We start from the raw sequence: 13,663 nt of genomic DNA on the forward strand, positions 1-13,663 counted from the left end.
TGTTGTCCCCGCCCCACCATTGTGGAAGGCCCGTTGGCTTAGATGATGTTGTTTTCCGGGCCGAAGCCGAATTTGGTGATGTTCTCGACGCTGTTGTCTTGGCCGATCACCAGAATGTCGTGTTCGCGGTAACCGCCAGCGCCTGGTTCGCCGTCGGCAACAGTGATCATTGGTTCCATCGAGACAACCATGCCTGGCTCTAGAATGGTGTCGATATCTTCGCGCAGTTCCAACCCAGCTTCTCGCCCATAGTAATGCGAGAGAACGCCGAAGGAATGTCCGTAACCGAAAGTGCGGTTGGGCAGCAGACCGTGGGAAATGTAGATCTCGTTGAGCTCTGCGGCGATGTCCTTGCAAACCGCGCCGGGCTTGATTAGTTCCAAACCGCGCTTGTGCACCTCAACGTTGATATTCCAAAGTTCCAGAGATCGGGCGTCTGGTTCACCGAGGAAGAGCGTGCGTTCCAAGGCGGTGTAATAGCCCGAAGTCATTGGGAAGCAGTTCAGCGAGAGAATATCTCCTTGCTCCAGTTTGCGAGTGGTAGCCCAATTATGTGCTCCGTCGGTATTGATTCCGGATTGGAACCAGACCCAGGTATCACGAATTTCTCGGTGTGGGAAAGTTCTGGCGATTTCATGCACCATCGCTTCGGTACCAACCAACGCAACTTCGTACTCGCTAATCCCTTCACAGATGGCAGCCTTGATGGCCTCGCCGCCTAGATCACCAATGCGTGCGCCGTGTTTAATGACCTCTATTTCCTCAGCTGACTTGATCATGCGCTGACGCATGGCATCCTGCGAGACATCAACCAGGGTCGCTGAGTCAAAGGCCGCAGCAATTTTGTCGCGGGTTAGACCCGGCAGGAAGTCGTCTTCCACTCCGATGCGTGAAGGTGTCACTCCATTGCGCTTAACGGCATCTTGAAGACCGTAGTAGAAGTTGTCTCGCTTCCAGTCTGTGTACACGATGTTCTCACCATAACTGGTTCGCCAAGGCATGCCGGCGTCAATGTTCGCGGTGATGGTTGTAGAGCTATTCTGCGTCACCACTAATGCGTAGTTGCGCCCAAAAGTCGTGTAGAGGAAGTCCGAGTAGTACTTGATGCCGTGATAGCTCGTAAGAATGACTGCATCCAAGGATTTGGCGGCCATGATGTTCCGAAGGCCTGCGAGACGACGTTCAAACTCGGCGTCCGAAAAAGTCAATTGCTGCTTGGTTCCGTTGTGCAGCGTTTTGAGCCGGGCCAGATCGGCGACGTTGGCGGCGATGTCTACGCTTGTCATGGGTATGGCTCCTCATAAGAAATTGAAAGTTGGGGGAGGCCGGTGCGATCCATTGGATGGCGAGATTCTTGGGAATCACCGGAGAATTTGATTCGTGTTGCATTCATTGCAACGACGTTGCATTAAGATTATGGTTGCGATTTGGTGCTGTCAAGAGAAATTTTTCTCGAGCTCGAAAAATTCGCATAAGTTCAAGTCAAGCGTCAAATTAAAGGTTGTTTCTGACGTGTTACACCTAGATTGGGTGGGGTTTTGGAGCGTGAAAACATGGCGCGAAGGCGCGGAACGGCAACCCAAGAATCGCTGTAATTTGAGCTCGCAGCGTGGAGGAAGCGATGCACGCACAGGGCGTGCAGAGTGGTCGTCCTGGCGGTTCTTCAGGTGATGTTGGTGGGTGGCTATCGAGCCCCATGAGCCTTTAGTTCAGTGGCATGTTTTGAACATGGAAGCCACGGTCGGGGGCATCTGTTCATGGGCCAGACGCAGATTGAACCAACCGCCTCAGGGGTGGAACTGAAGCGGCAATAGTAAGGGTCATGATCGGGGGTTGGCGCTGGTCTTTCACAGCAGAGTACGGTTTTGAGCAGCTTACGGGTGGCGCGTCCAAAAATTGCTCGCAGTGATAACTTGGATTGCGTGGACTCATGCATTTTCTTTTGGAATGCGGAATCTTCTTAGCCCCTGTGGCTGGAGGTAATCTGCCATGAAGTTCGAATATGTAAGTTCTTCACGATGCCGCCATCAGGAGTACGCGAAAGGTTTCCAGTCGCGGCAGGCCGTATCCGGGCGTCCGTTGCATCAAACCGTGTCTTGTTTCCTGGTAGGTAGCTCATCATTGCCATTAGGCGGGAATATCCTCGATATCCGGTGGTTTTTCATCGCCGTTGCGCGGACTGCTCCCCGTGTCCGGTGGCCGGTTGAGCCATTCTTCGAAAGAGCGCACCCAGTCAGCTTCACTCATGCACTGCGGATAGGGTTTATGCGCAAACCCCGTCGCCGGCGGCGCCGTGGATCGATACACCGTTCCCATTCCCGTGTTGATCAACATGGAATGCGGCCCGTGCTTAATGACAATTTCCTGCCAGCCAGGGGTTTCTTTTGCCTGATTGCACAACTTGCACCGGCCATCGGAATTAGTCACACAAGTATGCCCACCTAAATAGGCCTGGGTGACATGATCAATCTCTTCAATTAATCCATCGCAGAATGGCGTGCGGCAATGCCGGTCGCGCATCTTGATGAACTTCTTCATTTTCTCAGGGAAGATCCGCGCTTTGGAGTCCATCGCGATCAAGTCTTTATCTCCTGGAGCCGTATATAACCTGATTAGTTCAATGGTGGCTTCCATGGTCTCGACAAAGGCGGGGGACCGGGTGGCGGCCATCTCGGCCAGGGTCATATTGTTCAGGATCTCCTGGCCCGCAACTAGTTCACGAGCGTACTGTGGCGCAATGGTGCCATAACCCTCAAGGTTGGCAGGATCCCGGTCTCCGAGGAACAGGGTTTTATCGGTCATGACCAATCCCAGAGTGAAAGTGACCGGTATTTTTGCTTCCGGGTGGGTGCAGAAACTTGCGAAGTAGTCCGCTTCGATCTGTGTCCTCGTGCGGGGATCGCCTTTTGCTTTGAGGCTGCGGGCTTTGGCCTTCATCTCATTTTTCATCGCTAGTCCGGCGGTGATGGGAATGTTCCCGTTGACGCGCATCATCCCTGTCTCGGCATTCGGGGTGAACTTGATGAAGCGCTGTTCCTCTGCGGTCTTCTGTTCCTTGCACTGCTGATCCGAGGCATAGGTGAGGGTGAAGTCTTTGACCGTGTCACTGATTTTCTTGTTCCCGAGATTCTCAAGCATTTTCGGGTTCTTCGCGTACAGGTCATCAAATTCAGCGCGACGTTCTGCTTTGACGGAGCGCAGCGGGGTGAGGATGGCCCGCATTTGATCTTCGGTGAATTCACCGCGGCTGTAGGCTGCGGCCAGATGCGGAGTGCTTTCGAAGAGGATTCGGCAGTTCTCCAGATATGCACCGTAGCCATGGGAGTCGGTATGCCGGGCGAGGGCAATGGCCGCGGCGGCCCCGCGGTTCAGCTGCTTGAGTGCCTTGCTGCGAGAATTGCTCTCAGTATTGGTGCGGACCAGATCGATTTCCAGTTGATGGGAGAGAGCTGCCTGATGGTAGCGCAGGGACGAGATCGTGGATTCGATGTCGGCGATGGCGGTGGCGCACTCGCTTTTGCTGCCGTGTTCTTCAAGTGATGCCAGATCAGTTTCCAACGCTGTGACCACGGCGGTGAATCTGCCGTGGTCCGGTGGGTTGGGCCAGTCCCAGGAAGGGACTATTGTTTCGGACATATTCCAACTTTACGCCGCTAAATCGAATATGTCTTCGATAATTTGGCTACAGGTGGATAACTTTTAGGATACGGCAATATTGCAGGTCAGAAGTTGATTATTCGTGTTTCTGTGCAGGGTGGCCGGGGGTGCGAGTGCGTGATTTTGTGCGGAGCTAGAGCACTGCGCGGACCGAAGCTTCGAAACTTGCGATGTGGTCGCGAGCCAGGGTGCTGGCAGTTTCAGGGGCTTGATCGAGGACTGCTTTGAGCAGTGCCTGGTGCTCGGCGATATGCGCGTCGATGCTCGGCAGACGATCGAGGGTGAGACACCAGATGCGCGTGGCGAGGTTGTCGAGACGGATGAGGGTCTCTTCCAGATGGTGGTTGGCGGCTGCCTGGTAGATCAGGCGGTGCACGGCCAGGTCGTTTTCCATGAGGCTGCGCCGGGTCTCGTCGCCGGTGAGGTGGGAGATGGTGTGGAGGGTCTGCTCGATTTCGGCCCGGACGTGACCGCCACCCAGTGCGGCGGCCCGATCGGCCGCAAGAGGCTCGAGGGCGAGGCGCACTTCGGTAATGGCAGCGAGCTCGGTGATGTCCACGCGCGTGGCGAAGGTTCCCCGGCGCGGGTAGGAGTGGACCAGATGGTCGACCTCGAGCCGCTTGAGCGCTTCGCGCAGCGGGGTGCGGCCGATATTGAGCTCCTGGACCAGCTGGGCCTCGTTGATCGGCTCGCCCGGGGCGATATCCATCATGATCAGGCGATCGCGCAGTATCTGGTAGGCGCGATCTGAGAGGGATTCGCTCATTGGGGCTCCTCCTGCGGTGCGTAGCATCAAAGTAATTTTCGCGTACCCATTGACCGGGTTTCGCTTTCTATCATACAGTGAATCGCAGATTGATATATCAGTTGTCGGCAATTCATACATTGCACGCGTTACTGTCGAAGATTGGAGATTCACTGTGGCTGATCTGCTGCCTGAACACCCGGAGTTCCTGTGGGCGAATCCGGACCCCAAGAAGTCCTACGACGTTGTGATCGTCGGCGGTGGCGGCCACGGCCTGGCTACCGCGTACTTCCTCGCGAAAAACCATGGCATCACTAATGTCGCAGTCCTGGAAAAGGGGTGGCTGGCCGGCGGGAACATGGCCCGCAACACCACCATCATCCGCTCGAACTACCTGTGGGATGAATCGGCCGGCATCTACGAGAAGTCGCTGAAGCTCTGGGAGCAGCTGCCCGAGGACCTGGAATACGACTTCCTGTTCTCCCAGCGCGGCGTGATGAACCTGGCCCACACCCTGGGCGACGTGCGCGAATCGGTGCGCCGCGTGGAGGCGAACAAGCTCAACGGCGTGGACGCCGAATGGCTCGACCCTTCCCAGGTCAAGGAAGCCTGCCCGATCATCAACACCAGCGACAACATCCGCTACCCGGTCATGGGCGCCACCTGGCAGCCACGCGCCGGCATCGCCAAGCACGACCATGTGGCCTGGGCCTTCGCCCGCAAGGCCAACGAGATGGGCGTGGACATCATCCAGAACTGCGAAGTCACCGGCTTCATCAAGGACGGCGAGAAGGTCACCGGCGTGAAGACCACGCGCGGGACCATCAACGCCGGCAAGGTCGCACTGGCAGGTGCCGGGCACTCCTCGGTGCTGGCCGAAATGGCCGGATTCGAACTGCCGATCCAGTCCCACCCGCTGCAGGCCCTGGTCTCCGAGCTGTTCGAGCCGGTCCACCCGACGGTGGTCATGTCCAACCACATCCACGTCTACGTCTCCCAGGCCCACAAGGGCGAACTGGTGATGGGCGCCGGGATCGACAGCTACAACGGCTACGGCCAGCGCGGCGCCTTCCACGTAATCGAAGAGCAGATGGCCGCGGCCGTGGAGCTCTTCCCGATCTTCGCCCGGGCGCACGTGCTGCGCACCTGGGGCGGCATCGTGGATACCACCTTGGATGCCTCGCCGATCATCTCCAAGACCCCGATCCAGAACCTGTACGTGAACTGCGGCTGGGGCACCGGCGGGTTCAAGGGCACCCCGGGCGCCGGCTTCACCCTGGCGCACACCATCGCCCACGACGAGGCGCACCCGCTCAATGCCCCATTCAGCCTGGAGCGCTTCGAAACCGGCCACCTGATCGACGAACACGGCGCCGCAGCCGTCGCACACTAGGAGCAGCCATCATGATGCTAATCGACTGCCCGCACTGCGGGCCACGCAACGAAAACGAATTCAACTACGGCGGCGAAGCCCACGTGGCCTACCCGGAAAATCCGGCGGAACTCACCGACAAGGAATGGTCCCGCTACCTGTTCTACCGGGGCAATAAAAAAGGCATTTTCGCCGAGCGCTGGGTCCACGCCGGCGGTTGCCGCAAGTGGTTCAACGCCCTGCGCGACACCGTCAGCTACGAATTCCTGGCCGTATACGGCGCCGGCGAGGCGCAACCGCAGATCGACACACTTCAAGGAGGCACCCGATGAGCAAGCCGCAGCGACTACCTGTTGAACTGCGCTCACGCGCCCGGATCGACAGCGATCAGCCTCTGGCCCTGAGCATCGACGGGCAGCAGCTTTCCGCTTTCCGCGGGGACACCGTCGCCAGCGCCATGCTGGCCAACCAGATCCGCCAGTGCGGCCCCTCGCTCTACCTCAAGCGCCCGCGCGGGATCCTTGCCGCCGGCGTGGAAGAGCCCAACGCGCTGATCACCGTGGCCGCCCGCCACGAGGGCGAGGTCAACGAGTCCATGCTGCCTGCCACCACCGTCTCGGTGGCCGAGGGCACCTCGGCCAGCCTGCTCTCCGGGCTGGGCGTGCTGGATCCAGGAACCGACTCGGTGTACTACGACCACGTGCATGTGCACACCGATGTCCTGGTCGTTGGCGCAGGACCGGCCGGCTTGGCCGCGGCCCGCGAAGCCTCGCGCTCCGGCGCCCGGGTGATGCTGCTCGATGAGCGGCCCGAGGCCGGCGGCACCCTGCTGGATACCGCCGGCGAGCAGATCGACGGCGTGGATTCCACCGCCTGGATCGAATCGGTGGTCGGAGAACTGGCGCAGGCCGGGGAAACCACCCACCTGCAGCGCACCACGGTCTTCGGCTCCTACGATGCCAACTACCTGGTCGCAGTCCAGCGCCGCACCGGGCACCACGACGGCCCTGCGGCCCCGGGCGTCTCCCGCGAACGCATCTGGCACATCCGTGCCGGCCAGGTGGTGCTGGCTACCGGCGCCCACGAGCGTCCGGTGGTCTTCGAGAACAACGACCGCCCGGGCATCATGCTCGCCGGGGCCGTGCGCAGCTACCTGAACCGCTACGGCGTGCGCGCCGGGCAGAAGATCGCCGTATTCACCACCAATGACTCGGCCTACGAGCTGGTCGGCGAATTGGCTGCCTCCGGTTCGGTGGTCGCGGTGATCGATGCGCGGCAAAGTATTTCCGCCGTGGCCGCCCAGGCCGTGGCCGACGGCGTCCAGGTGATCTCCGGATCCGCCGTGGTGGACACCGAAGCCAACGAGTCCGGGGAGCTTTCAGCGATTTTCGTGGCCGAGCTGGACGAGCAGCGCGAGCTGGGCGAAGTGTCCCGGATCGAGGCCGACGTGCTGGCCGTGGCCGGCGGCTTCAACCCGGTGGTGCACCTGCACTCCCAGCGCCAGGGCAAGCTGAACTGGGACACCGCCATCCATGCCTTCGTGCCTGCTGATGCGGTCGCCAACCAGCACCTTGCCGGTGCGCTGACCGGGCGGCTGGATACCGCCAGCGCCCTGTCCACCGGTGCCGCCACCGGAGCGGCGGCAGCCACCGCCGCCGGCTACAGCACCATCGCGCGGGTTCCCGAGGCGCTGCCGGTTCCTGCCGGCGAAACCCGCCCGGTCTGGCTGGTTCCTTCGCGCTTCGGCGATGATGCCGCGAACTACAAGTTCCACTTCGTCGACCTGCAGCGCGACCAAACCGTGGCCGACGTGCTGCGCGCCACCGGGGCCGGCATGCAGTCGGTGGAGCACATCAAGCGGTACACCTCGATCTCCACCGCCAACGACCAGGGCAAGACCTCCGGCGTGGCAGCGATCGGCGTGATTGCCGCGGTGCTGGGCATCGAGAACCCGGCACAGGTGGGCACCACCACCTTCCGCGCTCCCTACACCCCGGTGGCCTTCGCGGCTCTGGCCGGGCGCAACCGCGGGGACCAGCTGGACCCGGCGCGCATCACCGCCATGCACTCCTGGCACCTGTCCCACGGGGCGCAATTCGAGGACGTCGGGCAGTGGAAGCGCGCCTGGTACTACCCGCAGGCCGGGGAGGACATGGAAACCGCGGTCTACCGCGAAGCCAAGGCCGTGCGCGACTCGGTCGGCATGCTCGATGCGACCACGCTGGGCAAGATCGAGATCCGCGGGGCGGATGCGGCCGAATTCCTGAACCGCATCTACACCAACGGCTACACCAAACTGAAGGTCGGCATGGGCCGCTACGGCGTGATGTGCAAGGCAGATGGCATGATCTTCGACGACGGCGTGACCCTGCGCCTGGCCGAAGACCGCTTCCTGATGCACACCACCACCGGCAATGCGGCCACCGTGCTGGATTGGCTGGAGGAGTGGCTGCAGACCGAATGGCCCGAGCTCGATGTCACCTGCACCTCGGTGACCGAGCAGCTGGCCACCGTGGCCGTGGTGGGACCGCGTTCGCGCGAAGTGATCGCCAAGGTCGCCTCCTCGGTGGACGTGTCCAACGAGGCCTTCAAGTTCATGGCCTTCCAGGACGTGGTGCTGGATTCCGGGATCGAAGCGCGCATCTCGCGCATTTCCTTCTCCGGCGAGCTGGCCTTCGAAATCGCGATCCCGGCCTGGCACGGGCTGAAGGTCTGGGAGGATGTTTTTGCCGCCGGGCAGGAATTCAACATCACCCCGTACGGCACCGAAACCATGCACGTGCTGCGCGCCGAGAAGGGCTTCATCATCGTCGGCCAGGACACCGACGGCACGGTGACCCCGCAGGATGCAGGCATGGACTGGGTCGTCTCCAAGGTCAAGGACTTTGTGGGCTCCCGCTCCTACTCCCGTGTCGACAACCAGCGCGAAGACCGCAAGCACCTGGTCTCGGTCTTGCCGGTGGACAAGACCTTGCATCTGCCAGAGGGCGCCGCGCTGGTGTCGGTGGAAGAACTTGGCGCCGAGGGCATCACCCCGATGGAAGGTTGGGTGACCAGCTCGTACAATTCGCCGGCCCTGGGCCGGACCTTCGGGCTGGCGCTGATCAAGAATGGGCGCAACCGCATTGGTGAAACCCTGCGCACCCCGATCAACGGCCAGCTGGCCGAGGTCACCATCGCAGAAACCGTCCTCTTTGACCCGGAAGGAAGCCGTCGAGATGGCTAGCAACACCTTGATTGAAGCCCGCCGTTCGCCCGCCGCGCACCTGCAGCAGCTGATGGCCGAGGCCAGTGTCGCCGGGGGATTGAGCCTGGGCGAAGTAGCCTTCACCACCCAGGTCTCGGTGCGCTGCGCGCCAGGCAGCGCCGGCTACGGCGCGCTGGCCGAGGCCACCGGCGTGGGCCTGCCGGAAAAGGTCGGCCAGGTCGCCGGCGAAGCAGGCGGCGTGGGGGTGCTGTGGCTGGGCCCGGATGAGTTCCTGGTGACCGCGCCGGAAGATGCCGCCCTGGCCTCCAGGCTGGAGGCGGCCCTGGGCCAGGAGCCGGGGCAGGTCGTTGACCTCTCGGCCAACCGCAGCGTGCTCGAGCTCTCCGGGGCCAACGCCCCGCTGGTGCTGCGCAAGAGCTGCCCGGCAGACCTGCACCCGCGCAGCTTCGCGGTGAACCAGGCGATCACCACCTCGCTGGCCGGCATTCCGGTGCTGCTGTGGCGCACCGGCGAGGAAAGCTGGCGGATCATGCCGCGCGCCTCCTTCACCGAGCACACCGTGCACTGGATGATCGACGCGATGCTGGAGTTCGCCTCCGACCCGGTGGACTAGGATTCATCGCCCAGCGCCCGATAGGTGCGCTGGGCATCCACCGAGACCACCGCGTCCAGGCCGCGCAGCTGCGCGGCAACCTGCTCGCTGCCCTCGCCAATGATTTGGCCCAGGGCAGCGAGCACTTGCTTAACCCGCAAGCCGTGGGCGGCCAGCTCATCGACGATGTCCTCGGGCTGGACATCGGCCACCAGGGTGATGACGTAGATGTGCACTTGGGCGCTGGACATGGCGCTAGCCTTCCGCGCCGGCCGGGGCTTGGGCCAGCCCGGCTCCTGCGTCCGCGGCGGGCAGCTGCACGTCGCGGGAATCGGCCACCAGCTTGTCCCACAGCTCCTGGGCGCGCAGCCCGGTGGATTCTGCCAGCAGGGCGGCTACGCCGGCCACATGCGGGGTGGCCATGGACGTGCCGCTGATGGTGTTGTAGCGCTGGGCGCCGGGCCACGAGGAGTAGACATCGACTCCGGGGCCGGCGATATCCACCTCGCCGCCCTCGGTGGCCAGCGCCTGCGCCGAGAAGTCGGCCACGGCCAGCTTCGAATCCAGCGCCGCCACCGCCATGATGTACGGGCTGTTGGCCGGGGCACCCACGAAGCCGGGGTTCCCGGCCGAACGCTGCGCATTATTGCCGGCCGCAGCAATGATCAGCGACCCCAGTTCCAGGCTGCGCCGCCCGGCGGTGACATAGGGCGGGTGCACGGTTTTCACGTCCGCGCCCAGGGACATCGAGATGATCTCGCACTTGTTTTCCAGCGCCCAGTTGATGCCGGCCAGGATCGTCGAGTCGGATCCCGAGCCATCGGTGCCAAGGACCTTGCCAGCGAAGATATTGGCTTGGCTGGCGACCCCGTAGCCCGGTCCTTGTTCCGGGGTGCGTGGTCCGCAGGCACTGCCGATGCAGTGCGTACCATGGCCGTGGCCGTCGCTGGCATCTTCGCCCTCGACAAAGGACTTGGCGGTGATGGTCCGCCCGGCGAAGTCAGGGTGGGCGGCATCAAAACCGGTGTCCAGCACCGCCACATTGATGCCCTGGCCGGTGAAAGAGCTCAAATCCGCGCCCACCGCCTGCAGGCCCCAGGTGAACTGCTCGGTGTCCGCGTAGGAATCCTTGGCGCCGGCTTCGGGCAGGATCCGGTAGACCAGTTCCGGCACGACCGCCGGCGGCAAATGGTGCCCGGCACAGCGCTGGCGGAAGTCCTCGAGCTGATCGGCTTTGCTGGTGACTACCGCGATGCCCAGGGCCGGGTAGTACTCGCTGATCGAATAGCCCTGTTCGCGCAACAGCTGCGGGACTTCCTGCTCGCGCGCCTGGGCGGCGATGCCGGCCGTGGCGGCGTCGGGGGCATCGAAGATGAGCACAAAACGGTCGGGAACTTCGGTGGCTGCCGTGCCGGGTGAGTGGGTGCTGAACATGGCTGGCTCCTTGCTGGTTCGGGGACGCGGCCCTTGCGGGTACTTCGCACTGTACAAGGGGCCCGGGACAATTAACCATGCTCGGGCACAAACTCCAGCAAGCTTTTACCTGGCGCCGCCCAGCGGCTTGCCGGAGCGTCGCGCCAGGGGAATTCCCAACCCGCCAGATGGTGACTACAATCAGAAGTGAGTGTAGTCATCGTTTATTGCTGGAGGAACATCAATGCCTGTGGTGCCCCAACCCGCCGGGCGGCGCGAGCGCAACAAGCTAGAAAAGCTCGAGCGCATTACCGAAGCCGCCAGCGAGCTTTTTGCCCGGTACGGTGTCGATGAGGTCACCACGCAGCAAATAGCCGAAGCCGCCGATATCGGAACCGGCACGCTGTTCCTCTATGCCAGGACCAAGGGCGAACTGCTGCTGCTGGTGCAGAACATCCACTACGCGCAAGCATTGGAGCGCGGAGTGCAGGCCGCGGCCGCCACCACGAAGACCCTGGACGGGCTGATGGCGCTGCTGGAGCCGATCGTGGAGTGCAATCGGGTCCACACCGAGAATGGCCGCACCTACCTGCGGGAAATGGTGTTCGGCGACCCCAGCGAGCCGCACCATGGAGAAGCGCTGGAGATTGTTGCGCAAACACAGCAGGCCATGACCGGCCTGCTGCGCGAACGCGAAAAGCTGGATGAGCGCGCCGCGGCCACCTTGGCCCAGGTCGTCTCGTCGATCATGTTCCTTTCCATGGCCGCATCCGCTAATGCTCCAGCTGCGGTTGGGGAGATTCTGCAGGGCATCCGGGCGCAGGTCGAAGCGATCCTGCCCGGCTAATCAGCCCGCGAGGAATTCCGCGGCCCGAGGGGCGAACTTTTCCCAGTACTGGAAAACTCCGCCATGCCCCGAATCCGGGTAGATGACCAGCTCGGAGCCCTTGATCCGCTGGTGCAGATCCACCGAGAGGATCGAGGGGACCATCCGGTCCCGGTCCCCATTGGCGATCAGCGCGGTTCCGGTGAACACCGAAAGATCCGAGGGGGCGGAGCGGCCATAGCGCTCGATGGCCTTCAGCTGCGTGCGAAGGGCTTTGAGTCCGACCTTGGCATCGCGATGTGAGGTGCGCTCATTAATGCGCTGGATGAAGTCCTTTGCCGCCCGCTTTCCGGCCTGGTTGCGCTCAAAAAACAGGAATTCCTTCGGGTCCGCGCGAGCCGTGGCTGAGCGGAGAATATCCAGCCAGGTCACTGCCGCAACCCTGTCGATATTGCGGCCGCCGCGAGGCCCTGTGCCCGTGAGCACCAGCTTGCGCACCAGTTTCGGGTGCTTGACGATCAGATCCTGGACGATGAACCCGCCCATGGAAAAGGCGAAAGCGTCAATCTGCCCGTATCCCAGTGCCCGGATGAACTCATAGGCATCATCGGCCGCGGCCTCGATGGTCCCGGCGACGCGGCCCGAAGAGGCCCCGATGCCACGCTGGTCGAAGGCAATCACATGGCGGTGCTGGGCGATGGCCTCAATGATACGCGGATCCCAATTGTCCAGATTGGCGGCCAGATGGACAAAGAACACCACCGGAATCCCGCCCCGGGGCCCGAGCTCGCGGTAGGCGAAGCGCACGCCATTTGCCGAAACAAAGCTGGTTGGAGCTTCGGCGTAGCAGCTAGGCACCGGTGATCACCGCTTTTCCACGGACGCCGCCCTGGGCCAGCGCGCTGAGGGCCTGTGGCGCTTGGCTGAAGCCAAAGGTCTTGCCCACGATCGGACGCAGCACCTCGGAATCAACGAGCGCGGCGATCTCGCGCAGCTGTTCTCCGCTGGCATCCATGAAGAGGAATTCGTAGCCCACGCCGAGCTTCTTGGCCTGCTTGCGGATCGTGGCGCTCATCGCGGCAATGGCCAATCGGGCGAGGGGATTCATCCCCGCTTTGCGGGCAAATGCCGGATCCGGCGGGCCGGTGATGCCCACGGCCTTCCCGCCCGGTGCCAGAATGCGCAGCGACTTTTCCAGGTTCTCGCCGCCGAGGCTGTCGAGGACCAGGTCAAATCCCGACAGTTCCTTTTCGAAGTCTTCGCTGCGGTAGTCGATCACCTGGTCGGCGCCCAGCTCTTGCAGGAATTGGGCATTTTTTGCCGAAGCGGTGGTGGCCACGTGGGCACCGAGGTGCTTGGCAAGCTGGATGGCGATGGTCCCCACGCCGCCGGCCCCGGCATGGACCAGGACCTTCTGGCCCGGCTGGACCTTGCCGCGCACCACGAGCGCCTGCCACGCGGTGAGGGCGACCAGGGGGAGCGAGGCGGCCTCGGTGGCGCTGATGGTGGCCGGCGCCAAGGCGACATCATCCTGGTGGATCGCAATGCGTTCGGCGAAGGTGCCGATGCGGTGATCGCGCGGGCGGGCGTAGACCAGGTCGCCGGCCTTGAATCCATTGACCTTGGAGCCGACCTCCAGCACCGTTCCGGCGGCATCGTGGCCCAGGATGAAGGAGGGCTTGTAGGGCAGGATGGCCTTGAACTCGCCGTCGCGGATCTTCTCGTCGAGCTGGTTCACTCCGGCGGCCAGAACCTTCACGAGGACATCGTTCTCGCCCACGCCAGGCTCGGCGACCTCCGCCAGCTGCAGTGGTTCCTTGTACTTCCGGACAACAAAAGCTTTCATCGGC

General features: G+C 62.5%; 12 protein-coding genes. 5 read left to right on the forward strand and 7 right to left on the reverse strand.

What is annotated here, in order from left to right; all coding sequences use genetic code 11:
• Nucleotides 1–38: 38 nt before the first annotated feature.
• From H6F58_RS03285 to H6F58_RS03295, 3 genes are all read right to left on the reverse strand, one after another.
• Nucleotides 39–1,286 (reverse strand): aminopeptidase P family protein, encoded by a 1,248-nt coding sequence (locus H6F58_RS03285; protein ID WP_146276201.1) that lies wholly within the window; start codon nt 1,284–1,286, stop codon nt 39–41.
• 841 nt (nt 1,287–2,127) lie between these two features.
• A complete protein-coding gene (locus H6F58_RS03290; protein ID WP_146276199.1) occupies nt 2,128–3,636 on the reverse strand; it encodes a DUF222 domain-containing protein in 1,509 nt (502 codons plus the stop codon).
• Nucleotides 3,637–3,790: 154 nt separating this feature from the next.
• Nucleotides 3,791–4,423 carry a GntR family transcriptional regulator gene (locus tag H6F58_RS03295; protein ID WP_244652231.1) on the reverse strand — a complete coding sequence of 211 codons (633 nt, stop codon included), beginning with the start codon at nt 4,421–4,423 and terminating at the stop codon, nt 3,791–3,793.
• A gap of 154 nt (nt 4,424–4,577) precedes the next feature.
• Between H6F58_RS03295 and H6F58_RS03300 the strand changes: the two genes are divergently transcribed.
• From H6F58_RS03300 to soxG, 4 genes are read left to right on the forward strand one after another with little or no spacing between them, the layout of a single operon-like run.
• Nucleotides 4,578–5,795, forward strand: a complete 1,218-nt coding sequence (locus H6F58_RS03300; protein WP_060702540.1) for a sarcosine oxidase subunit beta family protein — start codon at nt 4,578–4,580, stop codon at nt 5,793–5,795.
• A gap of 11 nt (nt 5,796–5,806) precedes the next feature.
• Nucleotides 5,807–6,106: a sarcosine oxidase subunit delta gene (locus tag H6F58_RS03305; RefSeq protein ID WP_195181079.1), complete on the forward strand. Its 300-nt coding sequence runs from the start codon at nt 5,807–5,809 to the stop codon at nt 6,104–6,106.
• Nucleotides 6,103–9,000, forward strand: a complete 2,898-nt coding sequence (locus tag H6F58_RS03310) for a sarcosine oxidase subunit alpha family protein (protein WP_195181080.1) — start codon at nt 6,103–6,105, stop codon at nt 8,998–9,000. Before H6F58_RS03305 ends, H6F58_RS03310 begins: the two co-directional genes overlap by 4 nt.
• Entirely contained in the window at nt 8,993–9,595 is a 603-nt protein-coding gene (soxG, locus tag H6F58_RS03315) for a sarcosine oxidase subunit gamma family protein (protein ID WP_195181081.1), read from the forward strand. The genes H6F58_RS03310 and soxG overlap by 8 nt, the downstream gene beginning before the upstream one ends.
• On the opposite strand, the gene H6F58_RS03320 is transcribed toward soxG, so the two are convergent.
• Both H6F58_RS03320 and H6F58_RS03325 read right to left on the reverse strand, forming a co-directional pair.
• Nucleotides 9,592–9,825 (reverse strand): hypothetical protein, encoded by a 234-nt coding sequence (locus tag H6F58_RS03320; RefSeq protein WP_146276191.1) that lies wholly within the window; start codon nt 9,823–9,825, stop codon nt 9,592–9,594. The genes soxG and H6F58_RS03320 overlap by 4 nt on opposite strands.
• 4 nt (nt 9,826–9,829) lie before the next feature.
• Complete coding sequence (locus tag H6F58_RS03325; protein ID WP_060702536.1) at nt 9,830–11,008, reverse strand: S8 family serine peptidase; 1,179 nt, start codon at nt 11,006–11,008, stop codon at nt 9,830–9,832.
• 223 nt (nt 11,009–11,231) lie between these two features.
• Between H6F58_RS03325 and H6F58_RS03330 the strand changes: the two genes are divergently transcribed.
• Nucleotides 11,232–11,834 carry a TetR/AcrR family transcriptional regulator gene (locus tag H6F58_RS03330; RefSeq protein ID WP_195181082.1) on the forward strand — a complete coding sequence of 201 codons (603 nt, stop codon included), beginning with the start codon at nt 11,232–11,234 and terminating at the stop codon, nt 11,832–11,834.
• On the opposite strand, the gene H6F58_RS03335 is transcribed toward H6F58_RS03330, so the two are convergent.
• A complete protein-coding gene (locus H6F58_RS03335) occupies nt 11,835–12,671 on the reverse strand; it encodes an alpha/beta hydrolase (RefSeq protein ID WP_171919501.1) in 837 nt (278 codons plus the stop codon).
• Nucleotides 12,664–13,659 carry an NADP-dependent oxidoreductase gene (locus H6F58_RS03340; protein WP_195181083.1) on the reverse strand — a complete coding sequence of 332 codons (996 nt, stop codon included), beginning with the start codon at nt 13,657–13,659 and terminating at the stop codon, nt 12,664–12,666. The genes H6F58_RS03335 and H6F58_RS03340 overlap by 8 nt, the downstream gene beginning before the upstream one ends.
• Nucleotides 13,660–13,663 lie beyond the last annotated feature (4 nt).

Origin of the sequence: Glutamicibacter sp. FBE19 (assembly GCF_015524875.1) — a bacterium.
Lineage (GTDB): Bacteria > Actinomycetota > Actinomycetes > Actinomycetales > Micrococcaceae > Glutamicibacter > Glutamicibacter halophytocola.

Coding starts and splice junctions, on each gene's coding strand:
- H6F58_RS03330 (WP_195181082.1), top strand. CDS start 11,232: ATGCCTGTGGTGCCCCAACCCGCCGGGCGGCGCGAGCGCAACAAGCTA.
- H6F58_RS03290 (WP_146276199.1), bottom strand. CDS start 3,636: ATGTCCGAAACAATAGTCCCTTCCTGGGACTGGCCCAACCCACCGGAC.
- H6F58_RS03320 (WP_146276191.1), bottom strand. CDS start 9,825: ATGTCCAGCGCCCAAGTGCACATCTACGTCATCACCCTGGTGGCCGAT.
- H6F58_RS03295 (WP_244652231.1), bottom strand. CDS start 4,423: ATGAGCGAATCCCTCTCAGATCGCGCCTACCAGATACTGCGCGATCGC.
- soxG (WP_195181081.1), top strand. CDS start 8,993: ATGGCTAGCAACACCTTGATTGAAGCCCGCCGTTCGCCCGCCGCGCAC.
- H6F58_RS03285 (WP_146276201.1), bottom strand. CDS start 1,286: ATGACAAGCGTAGACATCGCCGCCAACGTCGCCGATCTGGCCCGGCTC.
- H6F58_RS03305 (WP_195181079.1), top strand. CDS start 5,807: ATGATGCTAATCGACTGCCCGCACTGCGGGCCACGCAACGAAAACGAA.
- H6F58_RS03325 (WP_060702536.1), bottom strand. CDS start 11,008: ATGTTCAGCACCCACTCACCCGGCACGGCAGCCACCGAAGTTCCCGAC.
- H6F58_RS03310 (WP_195181080.1), top strand. CDS start 6,103: ATGAGCAAGCCGCAGCGACTACCTGTTGAACTGCGCTCACGCGCCCGG.
- H6F58_RS03340 (WP_195181083.1), bottom strand. CDS start 13,659: ATGAAAGCTTTTGTTGTCCGGAAGTACAAGGAACCACTGCAGCTGGCG.